We start from the raw sequence: 21,601 nt of genomic DNA, 5'->3' as shown, positions 1-21,601 counted from the left end.
GCTCGGTCATCGCACCGAGCCGCTAGCGGTGGGCCGCCCTACATATCAGCCTGTTTGGCGGCGATGCCGGCCAGGAAAATGTCCACGCCGGCGAGGAACTGCTCGCGGTCATCGTGGTCGCGGAGCAGTGAAGCATCCTCCTGCGCAACGGGGTTGGAGTCGTGGTGGGCCCACTCTGCGGCCAGGGTTTCGAGGTACGCTTCTCGATCCGCGTCGGCGGGGGCACGTCGTGCGCCGGCCGCATATTGTGCCGCTGAACCAAGGACGTAGTTGACCAACGCCGACCCGGCATCAGATCGGGCCGACCCGGTCACACCGAGGCGTTGGAGTTGCAACCCCACGCCATTCCAGATCATGAAGACCGCGGGTTGCAATGGTCCACGCGAGAGCTGCGCCCCGATCCACGGATGTGCGTCGATCGCGTCGAAGATCCCCAGCGCCAGAGCGCGGACCGCCCGCTCCGCGTCGTCGTCGCCTCCCACTCCCGCCACCACCTGACCGATGATCTCGCCGGTGGCAACCGCAAGGAGTTCCCCCTTGTTGGCGACGTGGTGGTAGATCGCTCCCCGGCCGGTCGATAGATGCGCAGTCAACGCACGGACCGTCAGGCCGTCCTCACCTGATGCGTCGAGCAACTCGATTGTCGCCTCAACGATCCGATCACGCGACAACGCATCGGAGCGTCTCGGACTTCGCGGCGTGGACCCAGTCATGGCCAACATCTTGACATTGTTTGGACCGTGGGTCCAAACTACTGATTGGACCACCGGTCCAATCGCTTTCGAGAGGAACATCATGACCACAGCAGTCACCATCATCGGCGCGGGCCTGGGCGGCCTCACCCTCGCTCGCGTCCTTCACCTTCACGGAATCCCCGTCACCGTCTACGACGCAGACGCATCACCCACCGCACGGACACAGGGCGGGCAGCTCGACCTCCACGAGCACAACGGTCAGCTCGCCCTCGAAATTGCCGGGCTCACCAAGGAATTCCGCGCAATCGTTCACCAGGGCGGCGCCGCCCAGCGCGTACTCGATCAGCACGGCAAGGTACTTGCTGACCTGCCCGACGACGGTTCCTTGACCAATCCCGAAGCCCTTCGCGGCGACATCCGGCGGATCCTCTTGGAATCCCTCCCCGAAGGCACGGTGCAGTGGGGCAAGAAGTTCCTCTCGGCCACTTCGGTCGGCGACAGTGGGCACGAGCTTGTGTTCGCAGACGGGTCCACAACCCGCTCTGAGGTTTTGGTGGGGGCCGACGGTGCCTGGTCAAAAGTCCGGGCACTGCTATCCGGCGAGATCCCCACATATGCGGGCATGAGTTACATAGAGACATACCTGCATGATGTTGACGTACAGCACGCCGCGACGGCCGCGGTCGTCGGCGATGGATCTCTGTACGCCCTCACCCCCGGCAAAGGGTTTCTCGCCCACCGTGAAGCCGGCGCCGTCATCCACACCTATGTTGTCCTCAACCGTCCGGTCGAGTGGTTCGCAGACATCGACTTCACCGTCGCCGACGATGCGAAGGCGCGCGTCGCGGCCGAGTTCGAGGAATGGGCACCCGAACTCACCTCGTTGATCACCGACGGAGAAACCGGACCCACGCTTCGAAGCATCTACCAACTCCCGAACCGCCACCAGTGGGACCGAATCCCCGGTGTCACCCTCCTCGGCGACGCCGCGCACGTGACTCTCCCAGGGGGCGAAGGTGCAAACATCGCGATGCTCGACGGGGCCGAACTGGGCCAGGCGATCGCCGCGCACCCAGACGATATCGAAGTCGCCCTTGCCGGTTACGAAAAAACCATGTTTCACCGCAGCGAGGCCGAAGCCGTCGCCGCGCGAGAAACCATCGACCTCATCTTCGGCGCCGGCGCACCTCACGGCCTCGTCAATCTATTCAACGGAAATGAAGGCTCCACGGACTGATTGGGTCCGATCTGATGTTTTAATCCGATCCTCAGACCCCTAACGGTCAACTCACACCAAACCCGAAGGCACCTGCTGCCTGACAGCCGTTTTCAAGTTCGGATGACAACAGACATCGGCGAAAGTCACGCTCTGGAAATTTCGAACCTGCGTGATCCGCGAAAGGTGCGAGCGCTCAGCGACGCAACGGCACCGAAACCACCCGCACTCCTCCGACAGGAAAAACACGAATACCACTGGCGGGTATGAACCTGCGGTCGCGGATGTTTGCTGCACCGTCAGGAATGCACGTGCATCTGCGCAGCGCGGCCCGCCGACCCGGTGAGCACTCATCGGCCTTTCGATGACGTTCATCGAAAGGCCGCAATGACGAAGGGGCTGCTCCGGTCAGGAACCTACAACCACCAACGCCACAATGAGATTGATCAACGTTGCCGATACGGCGAAAGCGATCGCTCCAGGTCGGGCGTCTCGACAGCGAGCGACGACGACACCCGCCAGGCCGAGCGTGACGACGACAGACACCGCGACGACACCCGCCCCGGATTCGAGCGGAAGCACTCGCAGCAGTGCCGCCACCGCCATCGGGCCGAGGATCAGCCCGGCGATGATCTGCAAGACGGTGCCGATCTTGCGGTACCCGCGGGCATCCTTTGTTGTCTCGGCCATGGTTATTTGTCGACCACTACGAGCAACTGCACCATTCCGTGGTCCTCGTGGAAGAGGATGTCGCAGTGCATGACGAACCGACCGGTGAAGTCCTCGCTTCGATGGCGGAAGGTGAGTGGCTGGAGGCCGTCGCGACTGTCCGAGGAATCGTCGTCGCCACATCCGCCCGCCACCAGCACCAACGCACCGGTGAGCACACTGTCCATGCGACGCGGCCGCCGCCTCGGCACCCGGCTCACGAGTCCTGCAATCTCGCCCATGGTGATACCTCATCAGAACAGTGCATATTTTTTGCATAGCGACCCGGCGCCTGGGAGCGCCAATCGAAATACATCGCTTCGACATCACCGGGGCGAACCACACCCTGGACACCTCCAGCGTCTCGCTGCGGCGGAACGTACAATCACGCCTGGACCAATAGCCATAAGTTCTGCCGGGACGTCAGCTTTGACACACCCAATCCCGATGCTCGAAGCGTCTGCATCGTAGACCCGCTACCAATGGCGACGGCCGAGTTGTCCACCTACCCAGCAGACCTGACCCAGATTCGTCCAGCGCTTACGTGATCTGTCGCGGTCTTGGCGAAGGTTGCGTTGTTGGCGGTGGCCGGGCTCGCTGGTGTGGGTCAACAAAGTCTCCGGCGGAAGGAGCGGCCGTGGGCATAGCGATGACGACGTCGACGTCGACGTCGACGTCGTTTACATTCTCTGAATGTCTACCGGGACTGTTCGTTTCCCACTGGGGTGTCGAGCACGCTGAAGTTCCCCCGGATGATTCGGTCGGGATCCCTCTGCGTCTTGAGTTGACGAAGACGCTGGATCGATCCGGCAGGAAGCGCGTCGGTGAGTTCTTCAGATGGATTGAGGAATGTGATCGGCTTGCGTCCACTGATGGGCAACGAGTTTGCCACTGCCGCTTGCTTGCCCACGATGGACTCGGAGATCTCGGCGCTCGAAGCAATGCCGAACATGTAGACGGCGTATGGCTCGGTGAGTGGTCCGTGCGGGCTGTCGCTCGGTTGCGCCAACGCTCCCCCGAGATGGCGAACCTGCACACTCAACAGAGGAGCAATTGGTCCATTGATCAGGGCCGCGAGTGCCTGGTCATCGAGCCTCGTCAGAAGTTCGGCACGTGATTGTCCGGGCCCCGGATCGGTCGGCTCCGCAGTGATCGACCCCAGATTCGCGGCGCTCATGACCGCGCGCGTGTCCGAGAGAGGCGCAGGTAGAGGATCGGTCTCGCTCATCAGGCCACGCGCGGTGGCTTCGTCACCCAAGAATGTTGAATCGATAGCGATCAACGGATCCGAGCCGGGGAAGTTCAACAGCTCGAGCCACAGGCTCAGGGCATCTGGCGCTTTCTCGGTCATCGACCGGTACGCCTCGGCGACCTCACGGGCATGGGTTGCCGGCCAAAGTTGACGGCCGCCGAATATCTGGGGCGCCGGGCGCAGTTGCAGTTCGATCGCGGTGACGATCGCCAGATCGCCGCCACCCCCGCGCAGTGCCCAGAACAGGTCTGGGTCTGCGACCGGGGTGACGCGGTGCGCGTTGCCGCCGGCTTCCACCACATCGAAGGCACGCACGCTGTCGGCGATCCACCCGAACGAACGACCGAACCAGCTCAACCCTCCGCCGAGCGCTGCGCCCGTCACGGTTACCACAGGTGAACTGCCGGGTAGCGCAGTCAAACCGTGCACCGCGGCGGCTCGTTGCAGGTCGCCAGAGCGGACACCGGCACCGATTCGAGCGGTCATAGTGGTCGGATTGATGTCGATCGAGTTCAGACGGGCAGTTCGCAGCAGGATGGACCCCGCCGTGCGGCCTGTCGCCCCATGCCCACTCGGTTGTGTGGCAATCGATAGCTTCCTCGAACTGGCAAGGCGCACAAGGTCAACGACATCGTCGGCGTCGGCCGCTTCGACGACTGCGGAAACGTTCTGCTCGACAGCCAGGTTCCAGGGCCGTCGCGCGTCATCGAAGCCGGTGTCGGTGGTGAGCCAGACACGCCCGCGGACGATCGATCGCAACTCTTCACTGATTGTTGAGGGAAGAATGGTCATGGTGGCTCCTTCGCCGAGGTGATGTTGTGGATACCGAGCAGGGAACGAACGACCTGTCTCACCTACGAGTCGAGCGAGCCGAACAAAACGTGACACGCTGCTGTCAGAAGGAGCCCCGTGATGCCTGACCAGTCTGACTACACCCTCGACGCCCTGGCGGAACAGTTCGCCGTTCATCAGCAGAAGCTCTATGCCATCGCCTACCGGACGCTGGGCTCGCCGTGGAATGCCGACGACGCAGTGCAGGATGTCTGGCTCCGGCTGCAGCGCAGCGATGTGGCCGGCATCGACAACCTCGAGGCCTGGCTTACAACGGTCATCTCCCGGGTGTGCATCGATATGATCCGTCAGCGCGTGTCATGGCGCGAAGACTTGGACGGTGAATCCGGCTGGGATACCGAAGCTGCCGACCACACCCCTGCGGCAGGCGACCCGGCGGGCAGCGCGCTGCGATCGGAAGAGCTCGCAGTGGCCATGCAACTGGTTCTCGATACGCTCGGGCCGCTCGAGCGGCTCGCATTGGTACTTCACGACGTTTTTGCGTTGTCCTACGACGACATCGCTCCCATCGTCGAACGAACCCCCACCAACGCCCGCCAACTCGCCTCCCGCGCTCGCGCACGCCTCAGAGCGGTCGACGTCAACAGTCTGCGCAAACATCAGGAAACAGCGATCGACGCGTTCCTATCTGCGGCACGCAATGGAGAGTTCGGAGACCTGCTGCAACTCCTCGACCCGGAGATAGAACTGCGGAGCGACGATGCCGCTGTCGAACTCGCAACAGCCGGGGCACAGTTCGGTGCGCCGCTGCTCACCGAGAACATCCGCGGTGTGGACGCCGTGGCGAGAGTCTTTGCCGGCCGGGCGGAACTGACAAGGCTGGTCTACATCGACGGCGTTCCAGCCGCAGCCTATGTAGCAGACGGTGTGGTCCACGCGGTGTACCTGATCACCTTCCGTGACAACCACATCGCAAAACTGGATGTACTCGCAAATTCCGAACATTTGGCCAACCTGGACATCGCATTTTGAGCCGACGCCCACGGACTTCTGATGCGGCAGATCTCCGTCTAGGGCATTCACCCAATGACTACAGTCGGCTCGACGACGACATCTGCGGGTCCCCCTGGCATCGTGACAATCGGACATGCATTCTGGCGCACTGCAACAGATTGTTCCACCGGTAGACTCAGACGACTCACAGTAGGCAAATCTGCTGTCCCGCAGATCTTTTAGCGAGCCCCTCAATGTTGGCCTGGTTCACAGTGATCCAAGGTCGACCTGTCGACGAGCATTGGCGATTGCGGTCACCGTGCAATTGCCGACATACCCCAGGCGGTCAAACATAGTGGCCGTGCCTACGGAGATCCCACGTTCGCTGAGTTGGCTGTCCGCACGAAGGCCGAGGCCAGAGCCCACCGGCAGGCGACACAAAGCGAGTGTCGTGTCTATGTTGATGAAACCGGCACCCTCAGTCCCCCAGTGACACACAAGGCTGGTCGTCTCCGCCATGACCGCCGCGCGTTGAAACGGAGACATGACCTCGCCTGCGATGAGCGGCGGAAAGTTCTGCCACACGGCCTTCCGATCCGAGTTCTGATGCTCCGAAAAGTCGCCGCTCCACGGTCCGTCGCCACTTTTCAACAGCGGCGGGCCAACCGTGTCGACCACGTCCGGCGCACCCGGGAGCGGATCGTTCGACCGCCACAGATCGCCCGGCGGTTGGCCACCAGCTGCAACGAATAGAGCACTCGCGCGGGCCTTGACCTCACCGTTCTGGACGATTTCGCTGTCGACGACCTCGATCCGTGGCCCGCTCCGAACCACGACACTTCGCGTATCGATCAGCTCGGTGAGGATCGGTTTGAACAGATCCACCGTCAGCCGAGCCGGCGTGAAGCCCTCCGTCTGCCGACTGTGCTCGATTGAACGCGCGAGAGTTCCACAGATTGCGTAACCACCGATTTGCGATTGCGACCATGGGCTGATCGATAGATACTCAGGCCGCAATGAGCCGCCGTCGACCGCTGAAAAGAACGCCACCATAATCGAACCCCCAAATCGCCGACGTCCCACACTAGAACATGTTCACCCCACCGCAGGAGAGATGAACCTCGCCGGAGCATGACGGTCAGGGCAAACATCAGCAGCAGTGCAACTTACGAAACACATAGCGCACCAAAACCCGCGCCGTATCGAGTAGCAGCCGTCAGGTCGCCCGCTGGTTCACCGCGACGTTACTGCCATCCTAGGCAGCGACGCGATGACCAGATTCACGCAGGACCTCGATCGCGGCCTCGACGTGATCAGTTGGGACGTACACCAGATCTGCAGACAGCGTGGACAGGACGAATACGGAGATGTTTGCGGTTGCCAACGGGGCAAGTACCGAGACCGCCATCCCGGGGACGTCCAGCTCATGTGCCGACTCGTCACCGTAGAAACACCGCCACGTATCGCCGTCCCCGTCCGAATCCTGCACCTCGACGACTGTCGTGCAGTCCGGCGCGACAACGGTGGCCACTGCAGGGCCGGGGACCTTGCCCGATGGTGAGTCCGCGATGCGGTATTCGCCCGGCAGGAGTCGAAGACGTTGCTGTACAACAGTGATTCGAATTGTAGTGCTCATCTGGAGGATGCTACGGAAGTTGCGCAGCCAGTTCCATCCGCCCCAAGATGCGCACGAAGACGTTACGACGAATTCCTTCGTGCGCGCCCTTGTCGCGTTAGGCCTCATCGCGGCATCCCACGCTCGGGCTTCGGTTCCACAAAGTCTTCCGCGCGCGGCGCACCGACAAGCGTCGCGGCGCAATCCACGCAGACCGGCCCCGTACGCAGAGAGTACGCAGCAGCACCGAAACCGACCGCACAACACCACAAACGCGAATATTGCTCCCCCACTGCATAATTCGTAAACGGTCAACAACGCCAACGATCTGCAAACACCCACGACTGCAGGTTCAAAACCCGGGGCGAGGGATCCTCACATGCTGCGCCGGAGCCGTCAACGGAACCGCCCTATGGTCCGATCGAATCCACGTTGTACGTCAGACCCATTGCTGCGCTGTAGCATTTACGCGAGTCAGATTCCTCAAGAGTAGCAAGTACGGATGGCCGAGGTCGGGATCGATCCCACGAGTGAAGGACCACTACCCGCCAGAAAGTTCCACACTTTCGAAGCCGCAATTGCCTTCGCGGCCAACTTCACTGGAGCGGGACTCACACACGAGTTCTTATAAAAACTCCGAATTCACACTTGGTGTCGCCGCCGATTGAGTCGAGCAACCCACAAACTTCGGTACGCCTGCCCAACGGCTACCTCACGGACCCTTGTTGCGACGCCGCTCAGGTGGACTCACGAAATGAGCGGACTCTGTAGAAGAGCTCGACGACGCCACAGAACGAGGACACAACAAGTAGACAACCCCCAATGCGCTGCATCACCGAGGCCTGCATCACCACTACGAGCACCCCGGCGACCCCCAAACCCAGACAGCATAGTGCGCGAAATGCCATTAGCCGCCACCGCATCGGGCGATCGAGGTCTACCTCCCGCAGTCGATCTCCACCCCACCAACTGACCGCCGAAGACGCCACCAGCACAACCCACAACACCTGAACCCAGCGACCGTTCACTACCCCCTCAATCAGGAGAATAGATCCCGCTACGACAACAACCGCAGCGACAACATGAGCCCAACGTGAGTGACTGACATTTGCTCGACTGGTGCCTATGGCCCTGACCATAGACCGCGCACTCGGTGAAGACCGATAGCGGACACCCACGCGTTTCACTTCGACACGTCTCGTTGCCCAGTTCTCATTGGCCCACAATCTGTTACGTCATCAGTGACGACGTATGGAGGGCACCGCCAAAAGCGACGTGCGCACTGCACCGAATCTGACCCATATGTCGACGACCTATCGAGATTATCTCTGGACCTTTCATCCAGCCCAGTCGGCATGACCCAGATCGGTCCCCTGGCTTCGGAACCGTGAACCACACGGGCGCTCAGGAAAACTCGCCCACATCGAACTGCTGCTACCCGCCGCAGGTCCGTGTAGCAGCGCGATCGATCAACACGTCGACCAAGCCACCGGCCAACTCTTTGATTCGAGCTTGACCAGCCAGACCCCCTCTTACGTCCCTCGGTCAGGTCGTTCAGAAGTAGCGGGGACGATGCAGAGATAGAATCAATACAATGAGACCTTGCCAGCGGCTGCTTGCCGCGGTCGCAACGAGTGCATTCATACTCGTTGCCACCGCCGGGTGCACCGACGAAACGAGCACCGAGGCAGACGGCAATAGTCCAACTGCCACGCGGGATGCCTGGCAATGCCCGCCGTCGCCTACCGATAAATTGTGGCCTGCGAGCACGCACTCCGACCCAGACGTGCTAGTACCTGCATCTCCGACTGTGGCCTACCAGTGCACCTACCAATCAACCCTCAACAACCCCGATGGCGGAGCTCTGGTAGGCGACATGATCACTTTCACCGACACCGCACTCGCAGATCTCACTAAGTCGTTCAATACTGCCGGTCAACCCAGCATGAGTTGCCCGCCAGATCGAGAAGACCAACTAGTCCAGAACATGCAGTTCAATTTCGTTTACCCCGACGGCGGTTCCGCCATCGTGGACCAGCTAGGAGCAAACTGCTCAACGATTACAAATGGCACGCTGACGAAACAGGCACCAAACATGCCGTCGTCGACCCAACCAACCCCCTGATATTCCGCCCGGGCGGCGAGCCATCCTGTGCGAATGGGTGATCTCGTGGCGATTTGTTCAAACATTCAGCACCAGACAGACATAGACAGAGGCGCCCGGACAACGAAAAGCGGCCAGGTGCCGATATGGTCGTCTGGTGTCGATTCCCTCACCGGTCAGTGCTGCTGTATTCGATTGCGACGGCCTACTCCTCGACACCGAAACGTGTTGGTCCCGGGCTGAGGCTTCGCTATTTGCCGACTGTGGTTTCGGTTTCGGCGCTGCGGAAAAGGACCTGCTCATCGGACGAACCCTGGAGACCGCGTGCGCCAACATGGCGGACTACTTCGGCCGGCCGGGGACAGGACCCGAGTTACACGTGCAGCTGCTCCCGGGGGTGGAAGCCGAACTGTCGGCGACGGTCGAGTCGATGCCCGGTGCTCGCGAGTTGCTCGAACTCCTGTACGGGAAAGTGCCTCTCGGGGTCGCAACCTGTCTATTACATTCGACCAGCGCCGTGGAGTTTCCCTGGTTTTGTTCGCAGCAAATGTCGTACTTCGCGCACACGAGCCACGGAAATCTGCGTTGTCACTCACCGGAGGAAATTCGTCTGGCGAGTTGGTGCTGGGTCAGCACTGCGGCAAGACCTGCTGCGCCCACTGCGTGATGTGCGGATCGGCGAGTGTTGTTGCGACATAGTCCGGTGCCGCGCCCATTGTGCACCATCACCTACCCAGATCCCGCGGAGCCGACCCGCGTCGAGCGATCGATCGTCACCACCGCTCCGACCGGTGCCGGGAAGACCACCTTCAGGTTCCATACCCTTTCCACCACCCGTGCGGCCTACAAACAGGACGCGAGTGTGATTTGGGCGAACCTGGACACCGGGCTCAGCGGCGGCGGGTGGGATTCCATCCGGTCGGCGTCGGTGGACCGCGGCTACACCCAGATCACGCTGCCGGTCCAGAACGTCGGCAAGGGCCGCATCACGGTGGTCGCCTCGGTCACGAACACCGCCCCCAACGGTTGGATGAGCACCCTGGACTGCACCAACGAATACACCGCTCGCTAGCACCTGCCCGCTCCCCATCCGGTCGTCCCGCATCGCCGCGCATTCGCATACCAGACCCTGACCAGCGCGCCCTTTAAACCACTGCGGGTCAACAATTTTTCGAACATTGCGGATAGGAACTGTTGGCCGCGACCGGAATTGGCGATCGTGGCGATCTGGTCGCGTTGATCAACAGCGTTCTACAGCACTCGTCATGTCAGGACAGACTGACAGCGATTCGGGGCGGTCGATGCAGATTTGCCGGCCACCGAACCAAGCACCCCGACGTTCAGTGGAACAGCGATAGCGTCCGATGAAACACCGCCAAAATGACTGCGTAGCCGGTGTTACCGCCGGACTGTGCGAGAACTATTGCAGCACAATCAGTTTTGTCGTGAGTGACAAAACGTAAATTGAATTCCGCCCTACCAAGACCTCCGATCATTCACCCAGCACGGGTTAATTCCGCACAACCAACGCCGTTGAAATGACAGACTGAACGCCGTGATCAACTTCGTCGAACTGGAGCCCCGAGAGCAAGTCTTGACGGCCATGTGGACACCCAAACGGGGCGTTGAGATCGTGTCGTCAGATCTGCCGGATGCGTGGATCGGGGCACTGCTTCGGCTTGGACGCGATCTGCGCGTACGTCACTACGGCGGCTCAATAGAGCAGATCGACTGGGTCGCAGAGTATGAGGTGAACACCGGCGGAGTGGTGCTGCTGAGCGCTGTCACCGTCGCTGGATACGGCCGCGACGGTTTCGGCATCAACGGCGGAGCCCCTCAAGTCGACGACGACGAAGAGTCGATCCTCGCCTGCATCGCCGACCTTGTTCAAGATCAGGTAGCCCGAGCGCATGTTGCGTGGCCGTGGGGTGATTCCGGGGGCTTTATGTCACCCCGACTTGAGGACGGGCTCGCAGCGTGGTGCGACAAGAGCCGTCGAACTTCGATCGGAACACTCTGACCAGTGCCGTCCTCGCACGCCGGTACACCTCCCCCACCAGCAATACAGGGTCGACACCCGACGTAATCTCCAGCATCGACGAAATTGATTGTCGTACAATATATTTTCGCCACCGGTAACAAAGCGTCGCCTACTCTAGTGCCTTCGCGCTTGATCGCTGCCTCGGTCAACTCAAGTCGGGAGGCTCTCGCCCCAGGTCACTCCAACATAGAGTTGCTAGTGCGGGTGGCGCGCCTCGCACCGCACGGGGCCCGATGGTCTTCTCGCGCAGCTTCTTCGGCACCGGGCCATCGAAGGGATCGGCTTTTCACGAACTACGGACCGCAGGCGCCTTTGACGGGTACCGTCACGCATCGTGACTTCTTCAAAGGTTATCGTGGCGATCCGAAGTGGCGGATTGTCGCGGGCGAGCACCGCCGACCTCGTCAATCGGTGTGCCGCGTCGGGTGCCACTCGTGTTCAGGTCAACATCAGCGACGAACCGGTATCACCGGCCATGCGAATCGACCAGCTCGATCCCCCGATCCAAGCCGTGGTGACATTCTGGGCCCCAGACCCCGACAAGTTGCTCGCCGCCCTCTCTGAGGACATCGACGGGCCCATCGCGGCCTGGGAAGTCGAGGCCCGCACACCGCTTGACCCGCCACTGCCCGCCGACGGATCGCGGATCGACGCGTTGTCCAACATCGCGTTCCTCCGTCGGCCGGCCGAGCTCGATCACGCCGAGTGGCTCGAGCGGTGGCTCGGACACCACACACAGGTGGCGATCGACACCCAGGCCACCTTCGGTTACGTCCAAAACATAGTCACTCGAGCGCTGCTCGACGACACCCCGCGCGTGGACGGCATCGTCGAGGAGCTCTTCCCAATGGCGGCAGTGAACGACATACACGCGTTCTACGGCAGCGGCGGCGACAAGGACGACCTTGATCATCGAATGACCCTGATGCTCAACAGCGTTGCCCGTTTCGGTGCCGACCGGAACCTCGACGTGGTGCCGACGTCGCGCTACGACTTCGACCTCACCCGCGGCGCCTGACAAGATCAGAACTGCACAGCCACCACCTCGCATCAGTACAACCCACACTGCGCCGTCCGCCGGCCAAAGTTGAAAAAAGCTCAACCCGTGTGGCGGGGCGGACTATATTGCAGAGTGAGCCAACTGGGGAGGGTTGTGTCCATGGGGAGATCGTTGCCGGATTCGCTAGCGGGAGTGGGGCTATCGGCAATCGGGGTGGCGCTGATTCGCGCTCGCGAGTCGGTGCGCGAGGATGCGTTGTTCGACGATCCGTACGCGCAGCTTTTTGCGCAGGCGGCCGAAGAGGCGTTCCACGCCGAGACCGCTCCGGAGGGCGCGGTCAGCACGTGGGAGCAGATGCAGCACCTGGTCGACGACTTCTACGACGACCGCGTTCTGGCTACCAGGTATTTCGATGACTACCTGGTCGCAGCGTGCGAGCGCGGGTGCGAGCAGATCGTGATCTTGGGCGCCGGGCTCGATACGCGCGCTCTGCGATTGCCGCTACCGACGCACACACCAGTCTTCGAGATCGACCTCCCGCCGATGTTCGACTTCAAAGAGCAAGTGTTAGCGAATGTCTCGAAACCCAGGCCTATGCCTCGGCATGTCGTCCGTACCGACCTATGCGGGCCGTGGGAGCAAGACCTGCGCGCATCCGGGTTTCGTGACGACACACCGACTGCGTGGCTCGAAGAAGGCGTGCTCCCCTACCTACCCGACAACATCGTCCAACGGGTGTTGACGACGATCACCGAACTCTCCACTCAGGGCAGCCACCTCGCACAGATCGCCCAACTCGCAGCGACAACCTCTCAAACTACGCCTGAGCGCTACCGGAAACTGAAAACGCTCGTCAGCACGAACGAAGCCGCAACCACCGGACGAAGCAGCCGCGGCACCTCCAACCAACTCGACCCCAACTGGCAAACCACAATCGCCAGCCAATCTGATCTGCAAGACCGTTACGGCCGACTCACTCCACACCCCGACGGCACCCACTACCTGACCGCAGTCCTCAAGCCATCGCCCTCGCACCACCCGCGCAAAACACAGCAACCGAACATGACGTAGTTGGCACGATCGGCTGCTGTTCCTGTCTAGCAGCACTGTCCCCTGGCACGCAGAGGGTACGCAGCGGCACCTGAGCCACGATTTCACTTGCATTGAATAGCGACATTTTCCGCTGAATGCCATACTCCGCGACGACTACAGGATGTCGAACTGCACATGCTCTGCGATCACCGCTGCCTCGGACAGCTGCGCGCTCGCGCCGTCTCAGGGCAGGGTCGGCGCGGGTTGCGGGAGAGGATTGGCGCCTTCGGGGCGGAGGCCATCGAAGATGATCGCGAGGTATCGCTTCCATAGCTCGGGATCGGGATGGGAGAGATTGCTGACGACATGAATCGGTGCGCACATCAGCAGGAAAATATCTGCCCCAGTCACATCAGGGCGGATAGTGCCGGCCTGACGGGCACGCTCAACAAGCGAATCGATGGCCAGGTGCAGGCGGTCTCGTAGCTGCGTCACCCTTATATCGCCGTCGCTGACCGCCCACAGGAAGTCGACGTCATGCTGTTGCCGCTCGTCGGCCGCCACGGTCAAGAATTCCAATAGCGCAGCCCCCGGGTCGGTCGCACCTGCCAGCTGTTGCGCATGTGCGATGAGAATGTCGAGATGGCCGGTAACGATTGCAACCATGAGATCCTCTTTGCTGGCGAAATGCCGAAAAACCGTACCTTTACCTACGCCCGCCCGACGAGCAATCTGGGCGACCGAGGCCGACAATCCGCGCTCGGTGAACTCCTCTTCGGCTGCGGCCAACAGCAATTGCCGATTTCGAGCAGCATCTACGCGCAAGGGTCGGTCAGTTGGCATCTCTCAATGCTAGCAAGGTGACCGCCCGGTCCGATTCGTGCTAGCTTCACAGATGTAAGCGGACCGATGGGTCACCTTATCGGCCCGGAACAAGCACCTGGAGGACAGATGGAACTTTCGACCGCAACAGCCCTTGTCACCGGCACCAACCGAGGACTTGGCCACGCCTTGGCAAGCGAGTTGGTGCGCCGAGGCGCGAAGGTTTACGCGACTGCACGGCGGCCAGAACTGATCGACATTCCCGGCGTCGAGGTTCTCCGCCTAGATATCACTGACCAGGCGTCGGTCGATGCTGCCGCAGCGGCCGCCGGCGACGTCGATGTGCTGATCAACAATGCTGCTTTCACCGGCGGCGGAAACCTGGTCACCGGTGAACTCGACGCCATCCGCGCCGTGATGGATTCCAATTACTATGGCACCCTTGCCGTTATCCGAGCGTTTGCACCGATCCTCGCCCGCAATGGTGGTGGCGCGATCCTTAACGTCCTGTCCGCCGCGGCATGGAATACCGTCGACGGCAATACCGCCTACGCCGCCGCCAAGTCCGCGGCATGGGGCCTGACCAATGGCGTACGAGTTGAACTAGAGGGACAGGGAACACAGGTCACCGCGCTGGTGCCCGGCCTGATCGCCACCCAGACCCTGCTCGATTACGCAGCACAAGCAGGCATGACATTGCCTGAAGAACTGCTGAACCAGCCGGCCGATCTGGCACGTATTGCTCTCGATGGATTGGTAGCAGGAGACCTGGAGGTTCTCGACGATTTCGGCAGACAAGCCAAAGCCAGCCTTGCAGGACCCCCGCAAGCTTTTGCGCTGTAGTCAAACAGTGCGCAAAAGAGCTGTTCCACAACAGGTTGAAGGGGCCGCGGGCAGAGCTTGGGGTGGGGACAACGCGTCCATGGAGTCATTTACCGCTTCCCTTCAGAAAGACGTCCCCGGTCGGTAACGCTGGCCCACCCCGCGGGAGGCTCACCTTCCGAATCGGAAGGTGTACCGGATTGGTTCCGCCGCAACCGATCCGGTCGGCAGCAGACCGGAGAGCCCCAGTGCGCCTGACGCCTATTGGCAACGCCACGAAGTCCAGGACCTCAGCGACGTTGCCGCCCTGGCACGACTCTTGTTCCGGCAGTGGGTGTCCCACCACGATTCGCGACTCAACAGTCGCTGTCAGGTCAGGAGCGCTGGGCTGGCCCGAACTCCGGGATCACCTGCTGCTGCAGCTGATCCATTGCGCGATGTAACACCACGAGCACCAGTTCCGACATATGACGCACGTTACAAAGGCGTGGCGACCACCCAGCCCAAACTGCGGGCCCGAAGATGTCTTCGGGAACACTTCCGCGAACGACGAAATAGGCAGCGTCCACCGCCAATCGGAGCGAATGTGTTGCAATCAGCGGCACATTTACCCCTCACGTCCTTGTCAAAGGATCAACCCGAAGCGACTGTATCCAAGCGACCCGCAACCGCAAGAGGTTCTAAGAACGATGAAGTGGACGGAACGCGCAACAGATAGGACTGTCGGTGAGGGCCGCGGGTGTCAATGTCGATCCGCCGCGTGGACAACTTCAGATTGCGTAGGGTCGAAGTGTGGATGTCATCGCGTCGAAGCAACGCAATCAGCCAGCGCCACCAGGAATTCTCTATGACGATCTCGTCGAACCGAACCGCCAGCCCAGTCGACCTTGGCTGCATCTTCTGACAGACGAGGTACCACCCGTCGTCCTGGAATCCGACGAGCCCTCACGTGTGGTCTGGTCGTCGCTGTGGATCAAACGCCCTGATGCACAGATCGCATTCGACCTACCCGCCGGCGGCGGCGGGACAAACCTACGGTGGACTCTGTTGATCCAGCCGCCAGCTCCCGACGACCGACAGTTCCGCCACATGTGTCAACGCATCGGCACCTTGATCAACGCCAACCTGCGTTACACCTATGGGCAGTAAGTACTGCCCACTATTCGACTGCAGCACTGCTGTTTTCGTGTCCCCCCAACGCCACCTACCGATGAGATTCATTGGTTTACGTTCGAAATGTTAAACCTCGGGAATACAACATCGTCGCCTCGGCATTACCCATGAGTTGCGGGAGCAATCTGAGCAACCATGTCCTGATATCCCTCTCGGACCCTGTACGGGCGCGGGACGGCGCTGAGGGGCAACAGAATTCGGATGCGGCTGATATCCATCAATGGCATTGCCCCACGACTACAATCGGTTTCAATGATCAACAGCAATCCCGGCTCATGGCAGCTCGGCCATACCGACGGCATCTCGAACCAAGCCCTCTTCGGCCCCGCCGGCAACACCGACCTCGAGGTGGTGCTTGCCGGAGCCGACACCTCGAAGGTGGTTGCCGGTCTCCTCGACCGCCTACCGACCCAGCGATGGCGACTGGTGAGGGACGAGGGCGTGCCCCACGGACGCGCAACACGTAAAGAAGTGTGGATCGCGCCCACGGAGACAGACACTTGGTGGGTCCTGATCACGACCCACGTCGACGGTGTGCGCCACATTCTGGTTCATCCCGAACCGCACACCCCCGTTCCCTCACGAGAGGACCGCCGATCTGGCCTAACGTTCGATTGGGTAAGCAACGCAGTCACACTCGTCGAATCAGCAACAACTCAACATGAGTTTGAGTTCATCGTGCGAAACACCAGCGGGACCGAATGGTCCAACGTCGCGAACGACACCAAGGTCATCACGATCGTGCCGCGTGCCGAACCACGCTTCTACACCGACAACGGCGACGACCGGCAACTTCCACGACTGCCACCCGGCGCCGCGACCACAATCCACGCGCGCATGGCCGAACCCCTGCCGGTCGGCACCTACGAAGCAAGCGCGGTTCTCCTTGACCTCAACCTCGCCACATCAGCGACCGCCACTCTGACGGTCACCGCCGGCTAACCTCGCTAGACAGGAACCAAAAAGCAGATCCGCCCGTTCTGAAGGTCCCTGCCAGCGTTCCGTCGAAATGGGATTATCACCGTTGCGGCACAACATAGTTGGCTACGATGCCGGAATGTTGTTTTGGAAGTGTTCGCCAGCAATGGATTTCAGACCTGAGATTCGCCGCCGTCGACGAACATCTCGCTGCCAGTGATGAAGCTCGCCTGAGGCGACGACAGGAACAGGACGGCGTCGGCGATCTCCGAGGGCCGCCCGAGCCGACCAAGCGGGACGCGGCTTGCCTCCCGCTCCAGCAAGGCGCGAGACTCCTCGGGATCAGAGGCCAGGCCGGCAAGCCCGGGAGTTTCGGTAGGTCCCGGCGTCACGGTGTTGACCCGAATTCCTCGCTCGGCGAGCTCGACCGCCCACACTCTGCTGAACTGACGTATCGCGGCTTTACTCGCCGAGTAGACACCGAATGCCGGCGTTGCCCGAGCCGCCGAGGTCGATCCGGTGACCACGATCGACGCTCCGGGATTGAGCAGCGGCAGAGCCTTCTGCACCGTGAACACCGTCCCGCGGACATTGATGCCAAACGTGTGGTCGAAAGCCTCGGCCTCGAGGTCGGCCAGGGCGGCAAACGTGCCTCCCCCGGCGTTGGCGACGACAACATCGAGGCCACTTCCCCGTTCGGCGATCATCGCGTACAACCGGTCGAGGTCATCGAGATCGGACACGTCACTGCGCACACCGGTGATCCCCTCGCCCAATTCGGCGCCGAGCGCGTCGATTTCGCCCTGGCGGCGACCGGTCACGAAAACATGCGCCCCTTCGTCGACCAGCCTCGTGGCGATCGCTCGTCCGATACCCGAAGTTCCTCCGGTCACCAATGCGGTTCGCGAATCCATCTGTCCCATGACTTCTCCTCAGCTGAGTTATTGACTTTCTAGTCCAAAATACACTTATGGACCAAAACGTCAAGAACGGCTAATGTAGATCGGGTGGCGCGTCCCAGAAAGTTCAACGAAGACGAGGTCATCGCATCGGCCGGCGAAGTATTCGCGCACAACGGGTACGGCGGCACCACGATGGATGACCTGGTCAAAGCGACGGGACTCGGAAAGCAGAGCCTGTACAACACCTTCGGTGGCAAACACGAACTGTTCCTGAAGGCGCTGTCGGCGAGCGCCATCGACGCGGTCGCCGCCGTGGACCAGGCATTGGGCGGCCCCGATTCCACCCCGCTCGAACGGATCAGGGCGCAGATGCTGAAAGTCGCCTTCGCGCTGACTCAAGAGAAGCGCCAAGACTCGCTTTTCACCAAAGCCATCGTCGAACTCGGCCACCGAGACACTGACGTAGCCACATCAGCGCTCGAGGGATTCACCAGACTCGAAGCGATCTACTGTCAATGCATCATCGACGCCCAGGTCAGCGGAGAGATCGACGCCGCGGCGGACCCCCATACCCTGGCCGCCTATTTTGTGGCCGTCACACGCGGGATGGAAGTGCTGGCCAACGGTGGCGTCGGCCGACCCGAGTTGACTGCGATCGCGACGACCTCGCTTGACGCGCTTCCCCTTTCGGGCTGATCCCTCCCGAGAGTCGCGCACCGTCTCCGACGGATTCAACCAAGTGCCAAATCATTTTGAGCACTGCAACTTTCGGAACCCTCAGGTACCTCATCGGCGATAAACCAGAAAGTAGAAGTCCCGGGAACGCTATGTATCGTCGCCGCTAAGGCGCAGGGAATCGATCATGCTCCGCAAGATCCGAAATGCACCGGACCGCTCGGTCTCAGTCATGCCGGCCAGCATTCTGACCTCGACGGACCGGACGGCCACGGTCGCCTTTTCAAGACTCCGTCGACCGCGAGGCGTGAGCCGAGTGGGAAGAACCTTCCCGACGGCCGCCTCTGCAGGCCTGGTCACATAGCCATCTCGTTCCAGGGCCTGAAGCAGCACGTTCATCGACTGCCGCGTCACGAACGCACCCCGCGCGAGCTCGGAGTTCGACAAGCCCGGTCGCTGAGCCAGCAACTCGAGGCACGAGTAGTGCGTCACGCTCATCCCCAACGGCCGCAACACTTCCTCCATCGCTGCACGGAGGGCGCTCGAAGCCTCTTTCAGCAAGTAGCCCAGCGAAGTCTCCAGATCAACACCGTCTTGACTCATGTCAGTATTCTGACATATTGTTCTCCGTGTCAGCTAACTGACACGAAAATAAGGAGCATCATCATGCCCGCCACCGGCCCCGATTTCCTCTCGCTCCAAGCGCGTGACCTAAGCGTTTCGCAGGCGTTCTACGAGCAGTATCTCGGCCTCGTCCGCTCGCAGGTCGGACCCCCGCACGCCGTCGTCTTCGAGACGAAACCGATCGCGTTCGCACTGCGCGACGTCATTCCCGGCACCGACCTCGCATCCGTTGCCCAGCCCGGCATCGGTGCCGCGATCTGGCTCCACGCCACAGACGTCCAGGCCATTCACGATGCTCTCGTCGCCGACGGTCACACCATCATTTCTGCACCGATCGACGGCCCCTTCGGTCGGACATTCACCTTCGCCGACCCCGACGGCTACCAGATCACCCTCCACGACCGCGCCTGATCGCCTAACGCCACCGGCCTACGCTCACCTTCCCAATCCCAACACCAGGTGAAGAAAACCGGCCCCCACTCTCACCACCACAACCGCGCTGAGGCCTCGAGTGACCTTCTGACTGGTATGACGGCTGAGGAAGATCGGATGGCCATTCAGGAAAACAGGTACATCACTACGGCTTCAAACGACGCCAGTTGCGACAACGTTGATGCATGGCTGCTCGGTCGTGGTACGGATGATTGAGCCAACGGGCCATCGGCAACTGCTCACCGTCATCGAACAACTTGCGTTGGAGGACGGATCCCATTCGCCACCTATTGCACTGTTGGACAAGGTATTTGAGATCATCGTTGACCCGGAAGTTTCTGCGAACGAGAAGGTAGCGTTGTTGGAGGACACCGCCGCCCTTGGCCCGCCGCCCAATCCGTTCAGCGACATCACGTCGGATTACCGATTACCTGCCGCGCCCACGAAGTCGACGTCTTTCTACCTGAGTAGTCGACTACTCAGGTAGAAAGCGCCGCGACGGTATAGCGTACATAGCATCTCGAATAGTCGTCCGGTCTTTCACGCCAACGATCGAGGAACCCGATGGGATACTTGACCGCATTCCAGGTCACCGAGGCGCTCACTGCTCTCGCCACCACGTTCCCTACGCTCTGCACCATGAGTCAGCTGACCGCGACGGTCGGCGGCAATCCGGTTAATGTTGTCGTACTTCATGATCCAGCTGTTCAGGACCGGATTCCCGTCCTGGTGATCGGCGGCGCACACGCCCGCGAATGGGCACCGCCGGACGCTCTGATCGGACTGGCTACGCGGCTGCTCAACAGTCGGGCTTTGAATACCGACATCGTCTATCCCGAGTTCGTCAGCGGCGGTGTCCCCTACAGCGACCCCAACTACACGATCGCGGCCGCCGACGTCGCCGGGATGTTCGACAAGCTCGAGTTGATCTTCGTGCCGCTGATCAATCCTGATGGCCGCGACTTCAGCCTCCAGGCGAGCACCCCCGCCAGCCAGCTGTGGCGGAAGAACCGCCGGGTATCACCGACGAACGCAGCGTGCGTCGGGGTCGACCTCAACCGGAACTTCCCCATCGCCTGGTTCCATCGTGATTTCTACAATCCGGCAGCAGCAGCAAAAGCCGCGGTCTCGGAGAACCCGTGCGAGCTCCAGATATACAAGGGTCCGAGCCCCGCATCCGAGATCGAGACGCAGAACATCGTCACCCTGGCCACCGACCGCAAAGTGCAGGCATTTGTCGATGTGCACATGAGCGGGCGCAGCATCACCTACCCATGGGGACTCGACCGCAACCAAGAGACAGATGCAACCCAGCGGTTCGACGAGGCCGCACTGAATCACTTCCCGAATCAGCCGACGAGCGGTCGCGACGGGCTACTCGGCTCCGTCTACGGCGAGTTCATCCCGACCCAACTGCATCAGCGACTGCGCACCTTGGCGGGCATCATGTCTGCCGAGATCCTGGCGTCAGCGGGAAGTTCGCCGATCGCAAAGAATCGGTCGAAGTATGCGGTGTCGCAGACACTGGACACCGGTATCCTGCCGAAGGAGACCTTTGTCGGCTGCGCAGACGACTTTGTGTTCAGCCGACAATTCGTCGATCAAGACATGCCCGAGTGTGTCGCGTTCACGATCGAATGCGGTCTCGATGCCGGCCAGAATGAAAACAATCCGGACGAATCCGACGGTGGATTCTTTCCGCATTTCACCAAACAGTTTCCGAAAATCGAGCGGGAGATCCACGCCGGCTTGTTCGGGCTGTTCCGAGCCCTCCTCTGAGGAGCA

Annotated in this window: 23 protein-coding genes; 14 read left to right on the top strand and 9 right to left on the bottom strand. The window is 61.2% G+C overall.

Annotated features, from left to right (window positions below; all coding sequences use genetic code 11):
* Positions 1–38 precede the first annotated feature (38 nt).
* The gene (locus AC56PL_RS07780) at positions 39–713 is read right to left on the bottom strand and encodes a TetR/AcrR family transcriptional regulator (RefSeq protein ID WP_497153419.1); all 675 of its coding nucleotides are present in this window, start codon (positions 711–713) and stop codon (positions 39–41) included.
* Positions 714–795: 82 nt separating this feature from the next.
* Here AC56PL_RS07780 and AC56PL_RS07775 point away from each other — a divergent pair, with 82 nt between their 5' ends.
* On the top strand, positions 796–1,932 hold the full coding sequence (locus AC56PL_RS07775; RefSeq protein ID WP_497153418.1) for an FAD-dependent oxidoreductase: 1,137 nt from the start codon (positions 796–798) through the stop codon (positions 1,930–1,932).
* A 387-nt stretch (positions 1,933–2,319) separates the two neighbouring features.
* On the opposite strand, the gene AC56PL_RS07770 is transcribed toward AC56PL_RS07775, so the two are convergent.
* The 3 genes from AC56PL_RS07770 to AC56PL_RS07760 form a co-directional block, all read right to left on the bottom strand.
* On the bottom strand, positions 2,320–2,601 hold the full coding sequence (locus tag AC56PL_RS07770; protein WP_497153417.1) for a hypothetical protein: 282 nt from the start codon (positions 2,599–2,601) through the stop codon (positions 2,320–2,322).
* 2 nt (positions 2,602–2,603) lie between these two features.
* A complete protein-coding gene (locus AC56PL_RS07765) occupies positions 2,604–2,861 on the bottom strand; it encodes a multicopper oxidase domain-containing protein (protein ID WP_497153416.1) in 258 nt (85 codons plus the stop codon).
* A 455-nt stretch (positions 2,862–3,316) separates the two neighbouring features.
* Positions 3,317–4,663, bottom strand: a complete 1,347-nt coding sequence (locus AC56PL_RS07760; protein ID WP_497153415.1) for an FAD-binding oxidoreductase — start codon at positions 4,661–4,663, stop codon at positions 3,317–3,319.
* Between the two features lie 120 nt (positions 4,664–4,783).
* Here AC56PL_RS07760 and AC56PL_RS07755 point away from each other — a divergent pair, with 120 nt between their 5' ends.
* Positions 4,784–5,695, top strand: coding sequence for a sigma-70 family RNA polymerase sigma factor (locus AC56PL_RS07755; protein WP_497153414.1), 912 nt, complete (start codon positions 4,784–4,786; stop codon positions 5,693–5,695).
* Positions 5,696–5,923: 228 nt separating this feature from the next.
* On the opposite strand, the gene AC56PL_RS07750 is transcribed toward AC56PL_RS07755, so the two are convergent.
* Positions 5,924–6,709 (bottom strand): acyl-CoA thioesterase domain-containing protein, encoded by a 786-nt coding sequence (locus tag AC56PL_RS07750; RefSeq protein WP_497153413.1) that lies wholly within the window; start codon positions 6,707–6,709, stop codon positions 5,924–5,926.
* A 202-nt stretch (positions 6,710–6,911) separates the two neighbouring features.
* Positions 6,912–7,292 (bottom strand): ACT domain-containing protein, encoded by a 381-nt coding sequence (locus AC56PL_RS07745; RefSeq protein WP_497153412.1) that lies wholly within the window; start codon positions 7,290–7,292, stop codon positions 6,912–6,914.
* A gap of 2,240 nt (positions 7,293–9,532) precedes the next feature.
* Here AC56PL_RS07745 and AC56PL_RS07740 point away from each other — a divergent pair.
* From AC56PL_RS07740 to AC56PL_RS07720, 5 genes are all read left to right on the top strand, one after another.
* Positions 9,533–10,042 carry an HAD family hydrolase gene (locus tag AC56PL_RS07740; protein ID WP_497153411.1) on the top strand — a complete coding sequence of 170 codons (510 nt, stop codon included), beginning with the start codon at positions 9,533–9,535 and terminating at the stop codon, positions 10,040–10,042.
* Positions 10,043–10,057: 15 nt separating this feature from the next.
* Positions 10,058–10,447 (top strand): hypothetical protein, encoded by a 390-nt coding sequence (locus tag AC56PL_RS07735; protein WP_495515750.1) that lies wholly within the window; start codon positions 10,058–10,060, stop codon positions 10,445–10,447.
* Positions 10,448–10,930: 483 nt separating this feature from the next.
* Positions 10,931–11,395, top strand: coding sequence for a hypothetical protein (locus AC56PL_RS07730; RefSeq protein WP_497153410.1), 465 nt, complete (start codon positions 10,931–10,933; stop codon positions 11,393–11,395).
* 355 nt (positions 11,396–11,750) lie between these two features.
* Entirely contained in the window at positions 11,751–12,434 is a 684-nt protein-coding gene (locus AC56PL_RS07725; RefSeq protein WP_497153409.1) for a hypothetical protein, read from the top strand.
* A 174-nt stretch (positions 12,435–12,608) separates the two neighbouring features.
* On the top strand, positions 12,609–13,487 hold the full coding sequence (locus AC56PL_RS07720) for an SAM-dependent methyltransferase (RefSeq protein WP_497153408.1): 879 nt from the start codon (positions 12,609–12,611) through the stop codon (positions 13,485–13,487).
* Between the two features lie 204 nt (positions 13,488–13,691).
* Here AC56PL_RS07720 and AC56PL_RS07715 read toward each other — a convergent pair whose 3' ends face one another.
* Positions 13,692–14,291: a TetR/AcrR family transcriptional regulator gene (locus AC56PL_RS07715; protein ID WP_497153407.1), complete on the bottom strand. Its 600-nt coding sequence runs from the start codon at positions 14,289–14,291 to the stop codon at positions 13,692–13,694.
* Positions 14,292–14,399: 108 nt separating this feature from the next.
* On the opposite strand from AC56PL_RS07715, the gene AC56PL_RS07710 reads away from it, so the two are divergent.
* From AC56PL_RS07710 to AC56PL_RS07700, 3 genes are all read left to right on the top strand, one after another.
* A complete protein-coding gene (locus AC56PL_RS07710; RefSeq protein ID WP_497153406.1) occupies positions 14,400–15,113 on the top strand; it encodes an SDR family NAD(P)-dependent oxidoreductase in 714 nt (237 codons plus the stop codon).
* A gap of 771 nt (positions 15,114–15,884) precedes the next feature.
* Entirely contained in the window at positions 15,885–16,241 is a 357-nt protein-coding gene (locus tag AC56PL_RS07705) for a hypothetical protein (protein WP_497153405.1), read from the top strand.
* Between the two features lie 276 nt (positions 16,242–16,517).
* On the top strand, positions 16,518–17,207 hold the full coding sequence (locus AC56PL_RS07700) for a hypothetical protein (protein ID WP_497153404.1): 690 nt from the start codon (positions 16,518–16,520) through the stop codon (positions 17,205–17,207).
* Positions 17,208–17,356: 149 nt separating this feature from the next.
* Here the strand turns inward: AC56PL_RS07700 and AC56PL_RS07695 are convergent, their stop codons facing one another.
* Entirely contained in the window at positions 17,357–18,106 is a 750-nt protein-coding gene (locus tag AC56PL_RS07695; RefSeq protein ID WP_495515744.1) for an SDR family oxidoreductase, read from the bottom strand.
* A gap of 84 nt (positions 18,107–18,190) precedes the next feature.
* On the opposite strand from AC56PL_RS07695, the gene AC56PL_RS07690 reads away from it, so the two are divergent.
* Positions 18,191–18,781 (top strand): TetR family transcriptional regulator, encoded by a 591-nt coding sequence (locus AC56PL_RS07690; protein ID WP_495515743.1) that lies wholly within the window; start codon positions 18,191–18,193, stop codon positions 18,779–18,781.
* 129 nt (positions 18,782–18,910) lie between these two features.
* Here AC56PL_RS07690 and AC56PL_RS07685 read toward each other — a convergent pair whose 3' ends face one another.
* Positions 18,911–19,363, bottom strand: coding sequence for a MarR family transcriptional regulator (locus tag AC56PL_RS07685; protein WP_495515742.1), 453 nt, complete (start codon positions 19,361–19,363; stop codon positions 18,911–18,913).
* Between the two features lie 63 nt (positions 19,364–19,426).
* On the opposite strand from AC56PL_RS07685, the gene AC56PL_RS07680 reads away from it, so the two are divergent.
* The 3 genes from AC56PL_RS07680 to AC56PL_RS07670 all read left to right on the top strand — a co-directional run bounded on the left by AC56PL_RS07680 (position 19,427) and on the right by AC56PL_RS07670 (position 21,595).
* The gene (locus AC56PL_RS07680; protein ID WP_497153403.1) at positions 19,427–19,795 is read left to right on the top strand and encodes a VOC family protein; all 369 of its coding nucleotides are present in this window, start codon (positions 19,427–19,429) and stop codon (positions 19,793–19,795) included.
* 229 nt (positions 19,796–20,024) lie between these two features.
* Complete coding sequence (locus AC56PL_RS07675) at positions 20,025–20,303, top strand: hypothetical protein (RefSeq protein ID WP_497153402.1); 279 nt, start codon at positions 20,025–20,027, stop codon at positions 20,301–20,303.
* Between the two features lie 77 nt (positions 20,304–20,380).
* Positions 20,381–21,595 (top strand): M14 family zinc carboxypeptidase, encoded by a 1,215-nt coding sequence (locus AC56PL_RS07670; RefSeq protein ID WP_497153401.1) that lies wholly within the window; start codon positions 20,381–20,383, stop codon positions 21,593–21,595.
* The last annotated feature ends 6 nt before the right edge of the window (positions 21,596–21,601 follow it).

The sequence above is a fragment of the Williamsia sp. Y721 genome, assembly GCF_059683565.1.
The sequence above is the reverse complement of the archived record's forward strand: the minus strand, read 5'-3'. Positions and strand labels throughout refer to the sequence as shown.

Bases quoted from the DNA above. Each gene is read 5' to 3' on its own strand.
- AC56PL_RS07780 (WP_497153419.1), bottom strand. From the start codon at position 713: ATGACTGGGTCCACGCCGCGAAGTCCGAGACGCTCCGATGCGTTGTCG.
- AC56PL_RS07775 (WP_497153418.1), top strand. From the start codon at position 796: ATGACCACAGCAGTCACCATCATCGGCGCGGGCCTGGGCGGCCTCACC.
- AC56PL_RS07770 (WP_497153417.1), bottom strand. From the start codon at position 2,601: ATGGCCGAGACAACAAAGGATGCCCGCGGGTACCGCAAGATCGGCACC.
- AC56PL_RS07765 (WP_497153416.1), bottom strand. From the start codon at position 2,861: ATGGGCGAGATTGCAGGACTCGTGAGCCGGGTGCCGAGGCGGCGGCCG.
- AC56PL_RS07760 (WP_497153415.1), bottom strand. From the start codon at position 4,663: ATGACCATTCTTCCCTCAACAATCAGTGAAGAGTTGCGATCGATCGTC.
- AC56PL_RS07755 (WP_497153414.1), top strand. From the start codon at position 4,784: ATGCCTGACCAGTCTGACTACACCCTCGACGCCCTGGCGGAACAGTTC.
- AC56PL_RS07750 (WP_497153413.1), bottom strand. From the start codon at position 6,709: ATGGTGGCGTTCTTTTCAGCGGTCGACGGCGGCTCATTGCGGCCTGAG.
- AC56PL_RS07745 (WP_497153412.1), bottom strand. From the start codon at position 7,292: ATGAGCACTACAATTCGAATCACTGTTGTACAGCAACGTCTTCGACTC.
- AC56PL_RS07715 (WP_497153407.1), bottom strand. From the start codon at position 14,291: ATGCCAACTGACCGACCCTTGCGCGTAGATGCTGCTCGAAATCGGCAA.
- AC56PL_RS07710 (WP_497153406.1), top strand. From the start codon at position 14,400: ATGGAACTTTCGACCGCAACAGCCCTTGTCACCGGCACCAACCGAGGA.
- AC56PL_RS07700 (WP_497153404.1), top strand. From the start codon at position 16,518: ATGATCAACAGCAATCCCGGCTCATGGCAGCTCGGCCATACCGACGGC.
- AC56PL_RS07695 (WP_495515744.1), bottom strand. From the start codon at position 18,106: ATGGGACAGATGGATTCGCGAACCGCATTGGTGACCGGAGGAACTTCG.
- AC56PL_RS07685 (WP_495515742.1), bottom strand. From the start codon at position 19,363: ATGAGTCAAGACGGTGTTGATCTGGAGACTTCGCTGGGCTACTTGCTG.
- AC56PL_RS07680 (WP_497153403.1), top strand. From the start codon at position 19,427: ATGCCCGCCACCGGCCCCGATTTCCTCTCGCTCCAAGCGCGTGACCTA.
- AC56PL_RS07675 (WP_497153402.1), top strand. From the start codon at position 20,025: ATGATTGAGCCAACGGGCCATCGGCAACTGCTCACCGTCATCGAACAA.
- AC56PL_RS07670 (WP_497153401.1), top strand. From the start codon at position 20,381: ATGGGATACTTGACCGCATTCCAGGTCACCGAGGCGCTCACTGCTCTC.